Source organism: Mobilicoccus sp. (genome assembly GCF_032060985.1).
Classification (GTDB): domain Bacteria; phylum Actinomycetota; class Actinomycetes; order Actinomycetales; family Dermatophilaceae; genus Mobilicoccus.
In genome coordinates this window covers 144694-160838 of sequence record NZ_DAMBGD010000007.1, presented here as the reverse complement: position 1 = coordinate 160838, position 16145 = coordinate 144694, and the positions used below count along the sequence as shown (strand labels likewise).

The window sequence follows — 16145 nt, the reverse complement described above, 5'->3', positions numbered from 1 at the left end:
CAAATCAAAACCGACGACTCACAGAGCGACCGGACCGAATGAAGGGGGCGGCCCAAGGTCGCCCCCGGGGGCGAGGCTGAACCTCAGCGGCTCTGAAGGCGCCCGTATGCTCCCGATGTGGGAATGCACCAGCCGAGTGTGGGGACCCCCCAGGGTCACGGGCTCATCCCCGAGGGGTGCCCACACTGCGTCTGTGCTCGCCCAATTGGGGGAGCACAGACGCACTCTGGCGATCTGCACGCTGAATCGGTCGCAGCGTCCCCGACCTCACCCGCTGACGCCGAGGCTCTGGCCGATGGTCGTGGGGTCGGTGAGGCAGGCGAGGAGGCAGGCGGCGACGTCGGCGCGCGTGACGCGGCCGCCGAGGGTGCCGGGTTCGTCGTCGCGCAGGGTGCGCCACGCGCCGGTTGCGGCGCCGTTGGTGAGGCCCGCCGGACGCACGATCGTCCACTCCAGACCCGATTCCCGGACGAGGCTCTCCTGGGCCTCGTGATCGGCGAGGGGACCCGCGAGCAGCTTGGGCGCGATCGCCCGCTGAAGCGGAGGCAGCTGACGTTCCGAGCCGCCGGTGCCGAGGGAGGTCTGCACGACGAGCCGCGAGACACCGGCCTCCTGCATCGCCGCGACGACCGACCGCGTGACGTCGGTCCGCGCGTGGGGCTCGCGCTTCGAACCGCCGACCGTGACGACCACCGCGTCGGCGCCGGTCACCGCCTCGCGGGCGACGGTGGAGTCGGCGGCGTCGCCGGTGACGACCCGGGCGATGCCCACCCCGATGCCGGACCGCGAGACCACCGTGACGTCGTGTCCCACCCGCAGCGCCGCCTCGGCGAACGCCCGGCCCGTGCCGTGCGATCCGCCGACCACCGTGATGCGCATCGGGTGATCGACCTGGGGCGTGGCCTCGGGTGCCTCGTCCCGGCGGGCCCGGGGCGCCTCACCACGAACGAGGCGGGTCAGTGACTGCACCCCGGCCACGGCCTCCCGCGCCGCCGGGTAGAGGAACCGCCGCTGGCGCAGCCACGGCGCGAGGACCTCGCGATACGGCGTGAGATCGGAATCCGGCCCGAACAGCCGGGCCTCCACCTGCGCGCTCGGCAGGTGCACCTTCGCCGCAGCGGCGTCGCCGATGCGCAGGACGAGGTTCGCCGCGTCCCGGGCGGGGTCGCTGCTGCTGATGTTGTCCCGCAGCGTCCAGGCGTATTCACCGAGCGCCGCGAGGTCGGGCAGACGACGCTCCTCGAAGTCGGCGAACCACGTCGGTGACCCGGTGGCCTCGCGCTCGATGAGCAGGAAGCAGTCCTCCAGTCCGGAGTTCACGCCCTCGCCCGTCGGAGGCAGCACGCTGTGCGCGGCGTCGCCGACGAGGAGCAACCACTCGTCGAACGCCAGCCGCGGGCAGCGCACGACCGCCCCCCCGAAGGGCTCCCGGGAGAAGTACGCCACGTAATCGTCGTGGGTGAGCAGGGGAGCGGCCAGCGGCGCGTGCTCCTGCACGTGCGCCCGCAACGCCCGCACGTTCTCCTCGCTCGCCTCCCTCGACAGCAGCAGCGGCTCGGCCTCGTCGCCGGCGATCGCGGTGAGCGCGACGCCCCAGACGCCGTCGGCGAGCGTCGCCGTGTAGATGCCCTTGCTCGTGAAGATGTGGTGGACGGCCGGATCCATCCCGGGCGCCGAGGCGTACGGCCGGGAGTAGGCGACCCGGAACTGCACCCCCCACTCCCCGACCCGCGGCGCGAACTCCGGGCGCTGCTCGGCGAGCGACCGGCGCGCGGCCGACCACACCCCGTCCGCGGCGATCACCCGGGCGTCGCGGGCGTCGACGACGACGTTCTCGCCCGAGGTCGTCGAGAACGTCAACGTGCGCTCGTGGACGTCGAGGGAGGCCAGCCGGTGTCCGGGCACGTAGGTGAGGGCGTCGGTCTCTCGGGCCCTCTCGAACAGGATCGAGGTGAGGAACGCCCGGGTCGTCGCGATGATCCGTCCGCTCTCGAGCCGCGACAGGCGCCTCGTGCCGGCATAGATGTGGAACGCCTCGACGACCTCACCGCGATCTTGCAATCGTGCGAGGAGATCGGGATCGATGCGGCGCAGCGCCTCCTGCCCGCGCGCGTTGACGCCGATCGGGTAGCTGTTCTCGTCCGACAGGACGAGCTCGTCCCGACCCTCGTACACCGTGACCCGACGACCCTGGGCGGTGAGCATGAGCGCGGCCGCGAGGCCGACCGGCCCCGCCCCGAGAACGATCGTGTGCGGCGACGCGGCTGCGAACATGGCGGGAGTCCTTCCTCACGCGGATGAGGCAGTCAAACACAGGGCGTGGGCGTTCCGGCGACCAGCGCCGACGACGGAATCCGCTGGGCGCGGCGGGGTGCGGATGTCACCATCGACGTATGTGCGCGGCGGAGAGCGGGGAGAAGACCGCGGGGACGAAGGCGGACCGCGACGACGATGAGAAGGCCGCGAGCTCGGGCCGGACCCTCGCGCCCGGTGCCCACGTCGGAGCGGTCCACCCCGACGGCCCGGCCCTTGTCGAGCTGTTCGCACGGGTCGATCCGTGGGGACTCGTGGAGAGCGGAGCCCCCCGCGACGAATACACGAGTGAGGTCTGCGACCTCCTCGACCATCCGCACCCGGACGCGCACGACGTGCTCGCGGTGTTCTCTCGGTGGGGAGCGACGACCGGGAAGGCCCCTGCGCCCGTTCGATTCGGCACGTTTCCCGGGATCAGTCGCGAGGACGCCCACCGGATCGCCGACGGCATCGCTCAGGTACGAGCCGCACGACGAGCACCCGATGCTTCCTGACGCGATTCCCACCCTCACCGGTCACGGCGTCGTCCTGCGGCCGTTCGCCGAGGCGGACGCACCGCTCGTGCAGTCCGTCGCCGACGACCCCCTCATCCCGCTCATCACCACCGTTCCCACGACGGGCACCCGCGAGGACGCCCTCGCCTACATCGCCCGTCAGCACGACCGACTCCGCACCGGCGCCGGCTACTCGTTCGCGATCGCCGACCCGAGCACCGACGAGGCATTCGGCCAGGTCGGGGTGTGGACCTCGGAGATCGCGCAGGGGCGTGCTCGAACGGGCTACTGGATCGCCTCACCGTTCCGACGTCGCGGGTTCGCTCGCGCCGCACTGGCCTCGGCCGCACGGTGGGCGCTCGGTCTGGAGGAGATCCGTCGGTTGGAACTTCACGTGGAGCCCTGGAACGAGGGTTCGTGGCGGACGGCCGAGGCGTGCGGCTTCGCCCGCGAGGGCCTGCTGCGGTCGTGGGAGCAGGTGGGTGACGAACGCCGGGACATGCTCGTCTACAGCCGTCTCCCGGGGGAGTGACGACGCGTCGGCCGGGCCTCGACGGACCGGGCGAGGGCCGGTATCACGGGAGGCGGTGGCGGAACGGGGCAGTCGCGGGAGTCCCATCGGCGTGAGCCTCCGTCCGGGAGCGGAATTCGCTGCGGGGACGACGGACACGACGACACGACATCTCGACCTGTCACTCTGGACGTATGGCGATGCGCGATGCGGTCCGCGCGGTGGCCGCGCCGATCGGACGCGGCCTGGACGCCGCGAACGCTCGTCATCCGTGGAGTCACAACGACGCGTTCCACTCGTGGATCCTCGCGAGGCTCCCGGCGCGACGAGGGCTTGCCCATGACATCGGTTGCGGCCGTGGGAATCTCGTCGCGACGTTGGCCGAGCACTTCGAGGAGGTCCGCGGCGTCGACGTCGACGCCCCCATGCGGGAGGCAGCGCGGCGACGGTGCGTCGGTCTGTCGAACGTGATCATCGACGACACCGACCTCACCGCGCTCCCCGAGGGCGCCGACCTCGTCACGATGGTCGCCGTCCTCCATCACCTCGACATCGACCGGGCGCTCGCAGCGGTCTCGAGGACGCTGCGCTCGGGCGGGCGGTTCCTCTGCGTGGGGCTGTCCCGCCCCGTGTCGGTCGTCGACCACGCCTTCGACATCGCCTCCGCCGTGACCAACCCCCTCATCGGGTTGGTCCGCCACCCGCGGGTGGCGCTCGCCGGTAAAGGCCCCGCCCCCTGTCCGACCATCGAGCCCCAGCTCAGCCTGGACCACATCCGCGACGCGACCCGGCGGCATCTTCCCGGAGCCGAGGTGAGGCGGCACCTGGCCTTCCGGCACACGATCGACTGGACCAGACCCAGGGACCGCTCCGCGCGCTGACATCGCGGTTGCACCGACGCCCGAGGCCACGCGCGGGCGGAGTCGCCGCTGCTCTCAGACCGCGGCGCGCCACCCGTCGAGGAGGCCGCGGGCGTAGGCGGCCTGACCGACGTGGACCGCCGCGTCGTCGATGATGCTGACGAGGCGGGTACCGCGGGTGACGGGTGGGTCGTAGGAGTCGTCGATGACCTCGTCGAGGGCCGCGTCGTCGAGGGTGGCGAGGTAGCCGGTCAGGGCGTCGATGCAGGCGGCGAGGTGATCGCCGAGGGCCGGGACGTCGCGCACGTGGAGGGAGGCGACCTCCTCGACGGAGTCGCCGAAGCCGAAGTCGCGCTCGCCACGGTCGACGCCGAGCCGATCGGCCCACCCCCCGGAACGCCACACGGACTCGCCGCCGCCGAGAGCGAGCGTCTGCACGTCCATCTGGCGCGCCGCGTGCCACAGCAGCCACACGATGGAGTTGCCGTGCCCGCCGGGCAGGCGGTGGGCGTCCTCGGTGGTGAGCCCGTGGAAGACCGGTCGTGCCGCGTCGAGTGGACGGGAGGCGGCGTCGGTGAGCAGATCTCGGATCGACATGTCGCCAGCCTAGGACGGCCGACCCCACCCCGCCCGAGGGCCGGGCGAGGGCCCGGTGAGGGGCCCGGACGAGAGGTCCCACGGTGAGGCCGGCGCGCGAGGGCTCAGGCGCCGACGGGCCGGGCGGAGTCGCGTCGCCGGGCGAGCCCGCCGGGCAGCGGCACCGTGCCCGCGAGGGTGCGGCGGGTCGCCCACGGCCAGGTGAGGAGGGCGTAGACAGGGCCGATGAGCAGGGCGACCGTGACGACGTACCAGGGCCACGGACCGAAGAGGTCGAGCAGCGAGGGGTTGCCGGGCGGCTCGGAGACGAACCCGTAGTTCGTGCCCAGCAGGGCATTGACGCCGAGCGCGACCCCCACCCACCCGATCGTCACCGCCCACCCGAACGCCCACCCGCGCCAGGTCGGCCGGTACCCCAGGCCCCACATGAGGACGACGGGGACGACGAACACCGACGCGTGCAGGAACCAGTACCCGGCGAACTCCAGTGCGGGGTAGCGGAAGTAGACGAGGTCGGGGGTGAGGAGCGCCTGAAGGTTGAAGGTGAGTCCCCAGAAGTAGGACAGGACGATCGCCCACCCGCGGCGGCTGACGAGCGCGAGGGGCGCGATGATCCGCAGCCAGTCCGAGAGGTGGAACGGCAGCGACTGCCCCACGTCGAAGTTGCCCGGCAGCCACCACCACACCATCCAGAGGACCGCGACGACGAGGAGCACCCAGCCGAAGGCCGTCGTCACCGTCTCGCCGTGTCGCCCGCGTGCCGTGCGGACGAGGACGACGACGGCCACGACGGTGAGAGCGAGCACCGTGAGGTGCGAGGCGCCGTAGTTCTCCATGTGGCCGATCTCGGGTGACTGCATCCTCGTGATCCTAGGTGGAGTGCGCCGGACGACGGTGCGACGCCGGGCAGGCGTGAGGCCCGGCCACAGCATGACGACCGGCCGGACGCCGCCTCGGGGGAGCGCGTCGGCTATACAGAGTGACCATGAGCACCGAGACGCTTCGCCTCGCGGCGGCCCAGATCAGCAGCGGGTCGGACCCGACCGAGAACCTCCGCACCATCGAGGCCGAGGCGGCACGCGCCGCGGAGGCCGGGGCCCGGCTCGTCGCGTTCCCCGAGGCGTCGATGGCCTGCTTCGGCACCGACCTGCCGGCCGTCGCCGAGCCCCTCGACGGTGCGTTCGCCACGGGGGTCCGGGAATGCGCGGCTCGTCTCGGCGTCACCCTCGTCGTCGGCATGTTCGAACCCGCCGACGACGGCCGCGTCCACAACACCCTGCTCGCGACCGGCGGCGGCGTCGAGGCGAGCTACCGCAAGATCCACCTGTTCGACGCGTTCGGCAGCCGGGAGTCCGACCTGGTCGCGCCGGGCTCGGACCTCGTGACGATCGACGTCGACGGGGTGTCCGTCGGTCTCGCCACCTGCTACGACCTGCGATTCGCCGATCAGTTCACCGCGCTCGGGCGGGCCGGGGCCCAGGTCGTCGTCGTGCCGGCGAGCTGGGGTGACGGCCCGGGCAAGGAAGGGCAGTGGGATCTGCTCACCCGGTCCCGCGCGATGGATGCCCAGGCGTTCCTGCTCGCCTGCGACCAGGCCTGGCGACCCGCCGAGGGCACCGACCCGCTCGGAGTCGGACGGTCCTGCCTCGTCGACCCCCTCGGGGTCGTCCGGGACCGCCTCGATCAGGCGGCGGGTCTGCTGCTCGGCGACGCGGACCCACAGGTCGTCGCCGACGTGCGCGTCCGGGTGCCGATCCTCTGACCCGTCGGCATCCCCGCGGTGGGTGACCGGCCTCGCCGGGGCCCTGGTCGGGATGGCGCGGGCCGGTTATCGTCGCGGACATGGCGGCCGAGAAGGCACGGGGGCCGGGGGGCCGGATCGCGGTCTCACCGGCCGAGGGTGGGGGCGTGGGCGTCGACCCGGTGATCCAGGGCGTGCAGATCGCGGCCGCCTTCGTGCGTGCCCATCTGCGCGAGCCCCTCACCCTCGAGGACCTTGCCGACGTGGCGGGCTACAGCCCGTTCCACCTGGCACGGGCGTTCACGACCACCGTGGGCACCCCGCCCATCCGGTACGTCGCCGCGTTGCGCTTCCATGCGGCCAAGCGACTCCTGCTCACCGAGGGACTCGGCGTCGTGGACGTGTGCCACGAGGTGGGGTTCTCCTCGCCGGGCACGTTCACGCGGCGGTTCCGGGACCAGGTCGGCGTGGCACCGGGAGAGCTGCGCCGCGTCGCCGACGACGTCGCCGAGACCACCGCGACCCCGTTCCGCCTCGCGCCGCCCGGCGCCGAGGACCTCGTGCGGGTGCGGGTGCACGTCCCGGCCGGCGCGGGCCGAGACCCCCTCGTCTGGGTGGGGCTCTTCGGTGCCCCGGCCCCCGCCGGCGTGCCCGGGGCGGGAGTCCTGCGACGAGGCCCCGGCGACCTGGCTCTGCCGGTGGTTCCCGGGTTCCCCTGGCTGCTCGCCACGATGGTCCCCGCCACCGCGGACCCGGTGACCCAACTCGCGGACGAGTCACCCCTGGTCGCCGTCCACCCGGCTCCGATCTGCGCACCGACGTCGGTGCACCTCACGTTCCGTCCCGCCCACCCCTGGGAGATGCCGATCCTCACGGCACTCCCCGCACTCCGCAAGATCGGAGTGTCCTGAGTCACAGGGGCGCGCCTAGTGTCGACGCAGGACGTCCGCCGTGGGGGTGGGCGTCGCCGAGCAGAGGGAGACCTCATGAACACCGACACGACGACGACCACGCCCACCGACGCGACCACGTCCACCGACGCGACCGCGCACACCGCGGGTGAGACCGCGACCGCGGGCCGGGAGGGTGCCCCGGCGTGGATCGACCTGGGGACCCCGGATGTTCAGGGGGCGATGCGCTTCTACGGTGAGCTGTTCGGGTGGAGGTTCGAGGACCAGGGTGAGGAGTTCGGGGGCTACCGCCTCGTGTACTCCGGTGAGGACCTCATCGGGGGGCTCATGGACACGACCGGGGTGCCCGCGCCGGACGGCGGCGAGGTCCCCGTCGCGTGGACCGTCTACCTGCGCACCCCCGACATGGCCGCAGCCGTCGAGCGGATGGGCGCCGTCGGCGGGCGGGTGCTGCTTCCGCCGATGCCGGTCGCGGACCGCGGGTTCATGGGTCTCGCGTTCGACCCGGCGGGAGCCCTCGTCGGGATGTGGCAGCCGGGCACCCTCGAGGGCCTCGACCTGCCGATGCGCGCCGGCACCCCCGTCTGGTTCGAGGTGATGAGCACCGACTTCGACGCCGCCCTCCCGTTCTACCGCGACGTCTTCGGCTGGGACGTCCACACGATGGCCGACGACGGGTGGCGCTACGCCACCCACGGCCCCGAGGCGGAGTCGTCGGCCGGTCTGTGCGATGCCCGTGGTGTGATCGCCGAGGGGACGCCGTCGTTCTGGCGGGTGTACCTCGGCTACGACGGCGTCGACGCGGGGATCGAGCGGGTGAGGGAGCTCGGTGGGCGACTTCTCGACGGCCCGGTCGACTCGCCGTACGGGCGCCTCGCCACGGTCGCCGACCCGGCCGGCGCGATGTTCCAGCTCATCGAGGCGGTCGGCGCATGACCACCTCGACCGGACGGGCCACTGAGGTCGAGCAGGGCGATCCGACCCCGATCCAGGCGCGTGGCGCCACCCCGTGCCTGTGGTTCGACGGACGGGCCCAGGAGGCCGCGGAGTTCTACTGCGGAGTGTTCCCCGACTCACGGATCACGGCGGTCCACCTCGTCGTGGGCGGCGATCACCCGTCCGGCGTGCCGGAGGGGGAGGTGCTCGCGGTGAGCTTCGAACTCGAGGGCGCGCCGTTCTTCGCCCTCAACGGAGGCCCGGGGTTCCCCTTCACCCAGGCCGTGTCCTTCCACACCTATCCGCGCACCCAGGCCGAGCTCGATGCCCGGTGGGACGCGCTCGTCGACGGGGGACAGCCCGTGCAGTGCTCGTGGCTCACCGACCGCTTCGGCCTGTCGTGGCAGGTCATTCCGCGGGTGTACCTCGACGTCCTGCAGGCCGGTGACCAGGAGGCGATCGCGCGCGTCGAAGCGGCGCTGCTGCAGATGGTCAAGCCCGACGTCGCGACCCTCGAGGCGGCAGCACGCGGCTGAGGACAGCTGTGTTCAGGCGTGCTCGGCGGCGTGCTCCGGCTCGCCCCCGTCGGTCTTTCGCCGCGGGACGACGTGCATGATCGCGACGACGAGCACGCCGACGAGCAGGCCGAACACGGCCGACCCGAGGGTGTTCGTCAGCCAGCCGAGAACGCCGCCGAGGGGGCCGGTCGCGTGGTGCACGGCCTCCTCGGCGTGGTGGACGAGCCCGTAGGGCCAGCGCCAGCCGAGGGTGTCGAACCCGACGAGGAGGATGTGGCCGCCCACCCAGAGCATCGCGACGGTCCCGATCGTCGCGAGGGCGGTGAGCACCTTGGGCATGCCCGCGACGAGGGCGCGCCCGATGCGCTGAGCGACGGTCGAATCGCGCTTGGTCAGGTGGAGGCCGATGTCGTCCATCTTGACGATGAGCGCGACGACGCCGTAGACGCCGAGCGTGATGCCGAACGCGACGACGACGAGGATGATCGCCCGTGCGAGCAGGGGCTCGTGCGACACCTCGTTGAGGGCGATGACCATGATCTCGGCCGATAGGATGAAGTCGGTGCGCACCGCACCGGAGACCATCTTGTCCTCCGCCTCCTTGCCCTCGAGGACGGCGGGCACCGCCTCCTCGTGGCCCTCGTGAGGGTGGAGCTTCTCCCAGATCTTCTCTGCGCCCTCGAACGCGAGGTAGGTCCCGCCGAGCATGAGCAGCGGTGTGAGCAGCCACGGCGCGAACTGACTCAGCAGCAGCGCTGCGGGCAGGATGAACACGAGCTTGTTGCGCAGCGACCCGATGGTGATCCGCTTGATCGCGGGGAGTTCGCGGTCCGCGGTGAACCCGGTGAGGTAGCGGGGCGTCACCGCGGTGTCGTCGACGACCACCCCCGCCGCCTTGGCACTCGCACGCCCGGCGGCCGCGCCGACGTCGTCCACGGACGCCGCGGCCATCCGCGCGAGGGTCGCGACGTCGTCGAGCAGTGCGACGAGGCCGCCGCTCATGCGGCGGCCTCGATCCGGTAGGTCGTCATGGCCCCACGGTAGCGGGCGGGCGAGACCATCCGCGCCCCGAAATGGCAGGCTGGGGCGATGAGCCTTCGTGTGCTGTGGCCCGACGTGATCGAGCCCCCCGCCCTCGGCGCGGCCCACCCCGTCGGCGACTCCACCCTCGACGACGTCGAGATGCTCGTCTACGACGCGGCGAGCCCACTGCCCGAATCGGTGCACGACGCCGACGTGTTCGTCGTCTGGGGTCGCCCGTCGCACCTGCTCCCCGACGACGCCCGCGCCCTGACGATGGTGCAGCTGGTCCAGGGGCTCATGGCGGGCACCGAGGTCCTCACCGCCGCGGGGTTCGCCGACGATGCGGTCGTGTGCTCCGGGGTCGGCCTGCACGATCGACCGGTCGCCGAGCACACCCTCGCCCTCGTCCTCGCGCTGGTGCGACGACTGCCCACCCTGCTCGAGGCTCGACGCGAGTGCACGTGGCGCGCGGACATGGCCGGTCACCAGCCGTTGCACCCTGAGGGGCCGGTGACGACGCTCCTCGATGCCGAGGTCCTGATCTGGGGGTTCGGGAGCATCGCCCACACCCTCGCGCCGATGCTCACCGCGCTCGGGGCGCGCGTCCGGGGCGTCGCCCGGTCGGCCGGGGTGCGGGCCGGTGTCGAGGTCGTCGGCGCCGCCGACGTCGACACCGTGCTGCCCGAGACCGACATCCTCGTCTCGCTCCTGCCCGGCACCGAGGACACGCGCCACGTCATCGACACCCGCCGCCTCGACCTCCTGCCGGCCCACGCCTACGTCGTCAACGTCGGCCGTGGTTCGGTGCTGGACGAGGACGCCCTCGTCGCCGCGTTGCACGCGGGCACCCTCGGCGGCGCCGCGCTCGACGTCATGGAGACCGAGCCCCTCCCACCGGAATCGCCGCTGTGGCGGGCACCGGGTGTGATCCTCACCCCGCACTGCGCAGGTGGGCGTCCGGTCGGATACGGCGACCTGCTGCGCACCAACCTCCGTGCCCTCAGGACGGGGACGGGGTGGCGCAACCGCGTGTGAGGGACACGAGCCCGACGAGGCGCCCGACCCCCCGGAGCGTCGCGTCCCGCGCCCGTCGACCCCGGCGGGCGAGCGCCGTTCGCATGAGCAGGTGGGACACCGGGGGCAATGCCCAGGCGGCCGGCAGACGACGCGCCTCGTAGCGCGCGAGCGCCGGGCCGAGGCGCGCCGGGTCACCCTCGGTGCGCCCCAGCTCCCGCGCGAGCACGTGGGCGTCGGCCATCGCCTCGCACGCCCCGCGGCCGAGGTTCGGCGTCATCGCGTGCGCGGCGTCGCCCACGAGCACCGCGCGACCGTGGACGAGCCGGGGCAGTGGCGGCGCCTCGAGGATCCGCTGGGCGAGGGTGCTCTCGGGTGTCGCGCCGGCGAGGGCGTCGAGGACCTCCGGCGCCCGATCCGGGCGCGCCGAGAACACGCGGCGGGTCTCCTCGAGCGCCTCGGTGACGTCGACCGCGGGGGAGGAACGCCACCGATCCTCGCCGTCGGCCCAGGAGCCGAGGTCGCTGGCGTGCGAGGTGAACCAGTACGTGCGTCCGCCGGGCGCGGGGACGACTCCGGCGAGATCCCCGTGACCCCAGTACTCCCGGCGACGGGGGGCGGTCGGTCGAGCAGCCCTCGCAGCGCGAGCCACGGCGTCGGGCGTGGGAGGAGATGTGCACCGAAGGCCGACCGCCGCACGACGCTGCGCACGCCGTCGGCGCCGACGACGAGGTCGGCACGCAGGTCCAGGGGCTCCTCCACGCGGGCGTCGACCCGGCGCACGGAGTCGGGCACCGCCGAGTCGAGCAGCTCGACGAGGACCGGACGCAGGATGAGATCCATCGGCACCGACGGCGGTTCGACGAGAGCTCGCCCGGTCGCGTCCCGCAACGCGCCCGCCGACACGGTGGCGGCCTGCGCACGAGAGCGTTCCTCCAGGCCGAGGGCCCGGAGCACCGACCATGCCGACCCCCACAGGCCGAGCGCGGAACCCGCCTCGCGTCGCTCCGGCCGCTCCTCGTGAAGGGTGACGGCGAACCGATCCGGGTCGAGCAGACCGGCGAGGGTGAGCCCCGCGATGCTGCCGCCGACGATCGAGACGCGGATCATCGCCGGGGCGCCTCGACGAGGGCGGCGAAGGCGTCGAGCACCGGCATCCACGCCTCGGCCAGGTCGTGCTCCGCCACCCGGACGGCCTCGACGGTCCGTGTGGCGCGCTCGCGGTCCTCGGGTGCGGTCTCGGAGGCACCCCACCCGGAGACGATCTCGGCGTCGGCCTCGGGATGGCACTGCAGCCCCCAGACGCGCGGGGCGTAGCGGGCGGCCTGAACGTCGCCCCGCCGGTCGCGCGCGAGCACGGTGGCGCCATGCGGCACCCCGGTGACGACATCGCCGTTCCAGTGGACGACCGGCGCGTCGGGCGGCAGATGGCGGAGGAGCTCGTCCTCCCGCCCCGCGTCCGTGAGGCCCACCGGTTCGACGCCCCACAGCGGCCCCCGCGGGTTGCGCTCCACCGTGCCGCCCAGGGCGACGGCCCCGAGCTGGTGCCCGAGGCAGAGGAGCAGGGTGGGCACCCCGGCGTCGGCGGCCTGGGCGATGAGCCGCCGTGTGGCGGGCAACCACGGGTACTCGGCGTCGTCGTTCGCACTCATCGTGCCGCCGAGGACGACGAGTGCGTCGAGCGCGTCGACCTCTTCGCGTCGCGCGGGCAGCGCCTCGCCCCGGTCGGGCCTCGCGACGCACAGGTCGAGGGGCGTGCGGGTGAGCAGGCCGGGCGGCACGAGGGCCTCGTGCTGGATGACGAGGACGGTCATCGCTTCCTCCAGGTGCGGGCGATGGGCGGGGTCGATGCCGTGATCGAACCACAGCCGGACCTCGCCCGCCCGCACCTCCGCGCTCAGCCGCCCGCGATCGTCCTCGCCGCGACGAGCGAACCGAACTCCTCGAGCATGGGGTCCCACCGGGCCCCGATCTCGTCGAGTTCACCGGTCATGGCGGCGAGTTCGTCGACGAAGGCCTCGTCCGCGTCGTCGCAGTACCCCGCTCCGCGGCAGGCCTCGACGGTGTCGGCGTCCATCTCGGGATGGCCCTGGAAGCCCCATGCGCCGGGGCCGAAGCGCACGGCCTGCGGCAGCCCTGACTCGTCGACGGCGAGGACGTGGGATCCCACCGGTAGGTCGGTGTACGCAAGGCCGCTGCATTCGACCCAGGCGGGTGAGGGGGGTGCGTGTCGGAACAGGCGGTCGAGCCGTCCGTGGGCGGTGCGCGTGAGGGCGCGGATGCCGGGAGGCAGGGGGGTGCGTGGGGTCGTGGGCCGGGCACCGAGGGCGCGTGCGAGCAGGTGACCACCGCCGCCGATGCCGAGGGTGGGAATCTGACGGGCCACGGCCCCGGCGAGGACGAGACCGATCGGATGGAAGGACACGGTTCGTTCGTCGTACGGGCTGACCGGGCCTCCGACCAGGGCGATGCCGTCCCAGTCGGCCTCCGGGAGACCGTCGTCGGCGGTGAGGTGCACGACGTCGGGCGTGACGCCCACCGCCCGGAGTCGGGCGATGAGACGTCGCGGTTCAGGGGCCCCGAGCATCGCGACGAGACAGTTGGACATTCGTCCAGGTTACCTATGGAGCAACCGCGGTGGCCAGTCGAGGATCAGGACATTTCGCCCGGGGCGGTCGATGGCGCGGCCGGTGGCGTCAGACGCGCACGACGCCCGAGCGCACGGTGGCGAGGAACCTCTCGATCCGCCCGAGCGCCTCGGCCAGTTCGTCCTCGTGGGGAAGCGTGACGATGCGGAAGTGGTCGGGGTGAGGCCAGTTGAGACCGGTGCCCTGCACGACGAGAACCTTCTGGGCGCGGAGGAGTTCGAGGGTGAATGCCTCGTCGTCGCTGATCGGGTACATCTCCGGGTCGAGGCGCGGGAAGGCGTACAGCGCGCCCTTGGGGACGACGCACGAGACTCCGGGCATCGCGTTGAGCATCTCGACGGTGACGTCGCGCTGTCGGGCGAGCCGTCCCGTGGGCAGGACGAGATCCTCGATGCTCTGGCGGCCGCCCAGGGCCGTCGCGATGGCGTGCTGGCTCGGGTGGTTGGCGCACAGACGCATGTTGGAGAGGATCTCGATGCCCTCGATGTAGTTGCGCGCGTGGTCCTTGGGGCCGGAGATGACGACCCACCCGGCACGGAACCCCGCGACGCGATAGGACTTCGACAGTCCGTTGTAGGTGAGGCACAGCAGGTCGGGCGCGAGGCTCGCGGTGGGGACGTGGCGGGCGCCGTCGTAGAGGATCTTGTCGTAGATCTCGTCGCTCATGAGGATGAGGTCGTGCCGGCGGGCGATCTCGACCATGCCCTCGACGACCTCCCGCGGGTACACCGCCCCGGTCGGGTTGTTCGGGTTGATGACGACCAGCGCCTTCGTCCTGGCGGTGATCTTGGATTCGAGGTCCGCCAGGTCCGGCGCCCAGTCGGCCTGCTCGTCGCACAGGTAGTGCACCGGAGTGCCGCCCGCGAGGGAGACGGTCGCGGTCCACAGCGGGTAGTCCGGGGCGGGGATGAGTACCTCGTCCCCGTTGTCGAGGAGTGCCTGGAGCGTCATCGTGATGAGCTCGCTGACACCGTTGCCGAGGTAGATGTCCTCGACGTCGAAACCCTCGACACCGATGCCGTCGTAGTACTGCTTGATGGCCCGCCGCGCCGAGGGGATGCCCTTGCTCTCGGAGTACCCCACCGCCTCCGGCAGCATCCGGCGCATGTCGACGAGGATGTCCTCGGGCGCCTCGAACCCGAACGGGGCCGGGTTGCCGATGTTGAGCTTGATGATGCGGTGGCCCTCGTCCTCCATGCGCTTGGCCTCCGCCGGTACCGGCCCGCGGATGGCGTAGTGGATGTCGGCGAGCTTGCGTGACTGGGAGACCGAGCGCATGAGCCTCATCATGGCACCGCGTCGCCCCCGGCGACCGCACCGACCCCGACGCGTCGCGACGGCCACGACGCTCCAGTTCTCAGCAGTTCACGGCAAAGGCTTGGGAACCGCGCGCGACCGTCGATAGGGCATGCGGAGCGTGACGGGCGGCGGAGGAGGGGCCGCCGCCCGTCACGTACCGTCATGCCCGGGCGGGTCTGCCGCCCCCGCGCCCAGGCGCCGGCGCCGGCCCCATGACGGATGTCATGCCCCGCCGATGACGGGCTCACCCCGGCCGATGCGACTGGTCACGGCCTCGCGGTTCATTCTCCGCCGACAGTGGAGACATGAGCGCACCGATCCTTTCCGCGACCGACCTCCGTCGACGTTACGGCCACCCACGCACGGGTTTCGAGGCCGTCAAGGGGGTCGACATCTCCCTGGCCCCCGGGGAGCTGTTCGCGTTGCTCGGCACGAACGGCGCCGGCAAGACCTCCACGATGGAGCTGCTCGAGGGCATCGCGCGCCCGAGCGCCGGCCGTGTCGAGATCGCCGGTCTCGACCCGTTCACCGAGCGGCGGCGACTGCGCCCGCTCATGGGGATCGTCCTGCAGGAGGCCGGGTTCTCGGGCGACCTCACGGTCCTCGAGACGGCCCACATGTGGGCGGGCACGATGGCCGCGCCGCGACCGGTGGAGGAGGCGCTCGCGATCGTCGACGTGCTCGACCGCGCCGAGGTCCCCGTGCAGAGCCTGTCGGGCGGGGAACGCCGCCGCCTCGACCTCGCCCTCGCGATCATGGGCCGCCCCCGCATCCTCTTCCTCGACGAACCGACGACCGGGCTGGACCCCGAGAGCCGCCACCGCGCCTGGGAGATCCTCACCGGGCTGCTCGACTCGGGCACCGCGATCGTCCTCACGACCCACTACCTCGAGGAGGCCGAGCGCCTCGCCGACCGGGTCGCGATCATGCACGAGGGTCGGGTCACGGTCAGCGGCACGACCGAGGAGATCGTCGCCGCCCAGCCCTCCCACATCTCCTTCCGCACCCCCGAGGTGCCGCTGCCCGCCCTCCCCGGCGTGCACGTCTCGACCGCGGCCGGCCGCACCGAACTGCGCACGTCGGACCTTCAGCGCACGCTGCGGGACCTGCTGACCTGGGCCGGCGACACCGTCAGGCTCACCGACCTGCGTGCCTCGTCGGCCTCGCTCGAGCAGGCCTTCCTCGACATCGCCACCTCCGGGGAGCACCCCACCGACCGGGCCGCCGCGTGACCCCCCGCCCCGCCCCCGACGACACGCCCCGACGACGAGAGGACCTCA

At 72.6% G+C, this 16145-nt stretch carries 17 protein-coding genes; 9 read left to right on the top strand and 8 right to left on the bottom strand.

Annotated elements, in window-relative coordinates; genetic code table 11:
- Nucleotides 1–267: 267 nt before the first annotated feature.
- Nucleotides 268–2274 carry an NAD(P)H-binding protein gene (locus RT054_RS07915; protein WP_313022954.1) on the bottom strand — a complete coding sequence of 669 codons (2007 nt, stop codon included), beginning with the start codon at nt 2272–2274 and terminating at the stop codon, nt 268–270.
- Nucleotides 2275–2393: 119 nt separating this feature from the next.
- Here RT054_RS07915 and RT054_RS07910 point away from each other — a divergent pair, with 119 nt between their 5' ends.
- From RT054_RS07910 to RT054_RS07900, 3 genes are all read left to right on the top strand, one after another.
- Entirely contained in the window at nt 2394–2807 is a 414-nt protein-coding gene (locus tag RT054_RS07910) for a hypothetical protein (protein ID WP_313022953.1), read from the top strand.
- On the top strand, nt 2797–3339 hold the full coding sequence (locus RT054_RS07905) for a GNAT family protein (RefSeq protein WP_313022952.1): 543 nt from the start codon (nt 2797–2799) through the stop codon (nt 3337–3339). Before RT054_RS07910 ends, RT054_RS07905 begins: the two co-directional genes overlap by 11 nt.
- Before the next feature lie 173 nt (nt 3340–3512).
- Nucleotides 3513–4199 (top strand): class I SAM-dependent methyltransferase, encoded by a 687-nt coding sequence (locus RT054_RS07900; RefSeq protein ID WP_313022951.1) that lies wholly within the window; start codon nt 3513–3515, stop codon nt 4197–4199.
- 54 nt (nt 4200–4253) lie between these two features.
- Here the strand turns inward: RT054_RS07900 and RT054_RS07895 are convergent, their stop codons facing one another.
- Complete coding sequence (locus tag RT054_RS07895; protein WP_313022950.1) at nt 4254–4775, bottom strand: DinB family protein; 522 nt, start codon at nt 4773–4775, stop codon at nt 4254–4256.
- Between the two features lie 104 nt (nt 4776–4879).
- Complete coding sequence (locus RT054_RS07890) at nt 4880–5635, bottom strand: TIGR02206 family membrane protein (RefSeq protein ID WP_313022949.1); 756 nt, start codon at nt 5633–5635, stop codon at nt 4880–4882.
- A gap of 125 nt (nt 5636–5760) precedes the next feature.
- Between RT054_RS07890 and RT054_RS07885 the strand changes: the two genes are divergently transcribed.
- From RT054_RS07885 to RT054_RS07870, 4 genes are all read left to right on the top strand, one after another.
- Nucleotides 5761–6537 carry a carbon-nitrogen hydrolase family protein gene (locus RT054_RS07885; RefSeq protein WP_313022948.1) on the top strand — a complete coding sequence of 259 codons (777 nt, stop codon included), beginning with the start codon at nt 5761–5763 and terminating at the stop codon, nt 6535–6537.
- 80 nt (nt 6538–6617) lie between these two features.
- On the top strand, nt 6618–7427 hold the full coding sequence (locus tag RT054_RS07880) for an AraC family transcriptional regulator (protein WP_313022946.1): 810 nt from the start codon (nt 6618–6620) through the stop codon (nt 7425–7427).
- 75 nt (nt 7428–7502) lie between these two features.
- Nucleotides 7503–8363, top strand: coding sequence for a VOC family protein (locus tag RT054_RS07875; RefSeq protein WP_313022945.1), 861 nt, complete (start codon nt 7503–7505; stop codon nt 8361–8363).
- Nucleotides 8360–8899, top strand: a complete 540-nt coding sequence (locus tag RT054_RS07870) for a VOC family protein (protein ID WP_313022943.1) — start codon at nt 8360–8362, stop codon at nt 8897–8899. The genes RT054_RS07875 and RT054_RS07870 overlap by 4 nt, the downstream gene beginning before the upstream one ends.
- 12 nt (nt 8900–8911) lie before the next feature.
- On the opposite strand, the gene RT054_RS07865 is transcribed toward RT054_RS07870, so the two are convergent.
- A complete protein-coding gene (locus RT054_RS07865; RefSeq protein ID WP_312718489.1) occupies nt 8912–9883 on the bottom strand; it encodes a DUF808 domain-containing protein in 972 nt (323 codons plus the stop codon).
- An 87-nt stretch (nt 9884–9970) separates the two neighbouring features.
- Between RT054_RS07865 and RT054_RS07860 the strand changes: the two genes are divergently transcribed.
- Nucleotides 9971–10939, top strand: a complete 969-nt coding sequence (locus RT054_RS07860) for an NAD(P)-dependent oxidoreductase (RefSeq protein WP_313022942.1) — start codon at nt 9971–9973, stop codon at nt 10937–10939.
- On the opposite strand, the gene RT054_RS07855 is transcribed toward RT054_RS07860, so the two are convergent.
- The 4 genes from RT054_RS07855 to RT054_RS07840 all read right to left on the bottom strand — a co-directional run bounded on the left by RT054_RS07855 (nt 10905) and on the right by RT054_RS07840 (nt 14844).
- Nucleotides 10905–11570, bottom strand: coding sequence for an FAD-dependent monooxygenase (locus tag RT054_RS07855; protein ID WP_313022941.1), 666 nt, complete (start codon nt 11568–11570; stop codon nt 10905–10907). The two genes, RT054_RS07860 and RT054_RS07855, sit on opposite strands and share 35 nt — an antisense overlap.
- A gap of 454 nt (nt 11571–12024) precedes the next feature.
- Complete coding sequence (locus tag RT054_RS07850) at nt 12025–12732, bottom strand: type 1 glutamine amidotransferase (protein WP_313022939.1); 708 nt, start codon at nt 12730–12732, stop codon at nt 12025–12027.
- An 83-nt stretch (nt 12733–12815) separates the two neighbouring features.
- Nucleotides 12816–13526, bottom strand: coding sequence for a glutamine amidotransferase-related protein (locus RT054_RS07845; protein ID WP_312718483.1), 711 nt, complete (start codon nt 13524–13526; stop codon nt 12816–12818).
- A gap of 88 nt (nt 13527–13614) precedes the next feature.
- Entirely contained in the window at nt 13615–14844 is a 1230-nt protein-coding gene (locus tag RT054_RS07840) for a pyridoxal phosphate-dependent aminotransferase (RefSeq protein ID WP_312718482.1), read from the bottom strand.
- Nucleotides 14845–15170: 326 nt separating this feature from the next.
- Between RT054_RS07840 and RT054_RS07835 the strand changes: the two genes are divergently transcribed.
- Nucleotides 15171–16097: an ABC transporter ATP-binding protein gene (locus tag RT054_RS07835; RefSeq protein WP_313022937.1), complete on the top strand. Its 927-nt coding sequence runs from the start codon at nt 15171–15173 to the stop codon at nt 16095–16097.
- The last annotated feature ends 48 nt before the right edge of the window (nt 16098–16145 follow it).

What these genes read in the sequence shown, in the direction of transcription:
- RT054_RS07915 (WP_313022954.1), bottom strand. Translation starts at nt 2,274, where the DNA reads ATGTTCGCAGCCGCGTCGCCGCACACGATCGTTCTCGGGGCGGGGCCG.
- RT054_RS07910 (WP_313022953.1), top strand. Translation starts at nt 2,394, where the DNA reads ATGTGCGCGGCGGAGAGCGGGGAGAAGACCGCGGGGACGAAGGCGGAC.
- RT054_RS07905 (WP_313022952.1), top strand. Translation starts at nt 2,797, where the DNA reads ATGCTTCCTGACGCGATTCCCACCCTCACCGGTCACGGCGTCGTCCTG.
- RT054_RS07900 (WP_313022951.1), top strand. Translation starts at nt 3,513, where the DNA reads ATGGCGATGCGCGATGCGGTCCGCGCGGTGGCCGCGCCGATCGGACGC.
- RT054_RS07895 (WP_313022950.1), bottom strand. Translation starts at nt 4,775, where the DNA reads ATGTCGATCCGAGATCTGCTCACCGACGCCGCCTCCCGTCCACTCGAC.
- RT054_RS07890 (WP_313022949.1), bottom strand. Translation starts at nt 5,635, where the DNA reads ATGCAGTCACCCGAGATCGGCCACATGGAGAACTACGGCGCCTCGCAC.
- RT054_RS07885 (WP_313022948.1), top strand. Translation starts at nt 5,761, where the DNA reads ATGAGCACCGAGACGCTTCGCCTCGCGGCGGCCCAGATCAGCAGCGGG.
- RT054_RS07880 (WP_313022946.1), top strand. Translation starts at nt 6,618, where the DNA reads ATGGCGGCCGAGAAGGCACGGGGGCCGGGGGGCCGGATCGCGGTCTCA.
- RT054_RS07875 (WP_313022945.1), top strand. Translation starts at nt 7,503, where the DNA reads ATGAACACCGACACGACGACGACCACGCCCACCGACGCGACCACGTCC.
- RT054_RS07870 (WP_313022943.1), top strand. Translation starts at nt 8,360, where the DNA reads ATGACCACCTCGACCGGACGGGCCACTGAGGTCGAGCAGGGCGATCCG.
- RT054_RS07865 (WP_312718489.1), bottom strand. Translation starts at nt 9,883, where the DNA reads ATGAGCGGCGGCCTCGTCGCACTGCTCGACGACGTCGCGACCCTCGCG.
- RT054_RS07860 (WP_313022942.1), top strand. Translation starts at nt 9,971, where the DNA reads ATGAGCCTTCGTGTGCTGTGGCCCGACGTGATCGAGCCCCCCGCCCTC.
- RT054_RS07850 (WP_313022939.1), bottom strand. Translation starts at nt 12,732, where the DNA reads ATGACCGTCCTCGTCATCCAGCACGAGGCCCTCGTGCCGCCCGGCCTG.
- RT054_RS07845 (WP_312718483.1), bottom strand. Translation starts at nt 13,526, where the DNA reads ATGTCCAACTGTCTCGTCGCGATGCTCGGGGCCCCTGAACCGCGACGT.
- RT054_RS07840 (WP_312718482.1), bottom strand. Translation starts at nt 14,844, where the DNA reads ATGCGCTCGGTCTCCCAGTCACGCAAGCTCGCCGACATCCACTACGCC.
- RT054_RS07835 (WP_313022937.1), top strand. Translation starts at nt 15,171, where the DNA reads ATGAGCGCACCGATCCTTTCCGCGACCGACCTCCGTCGACGTTACGGC.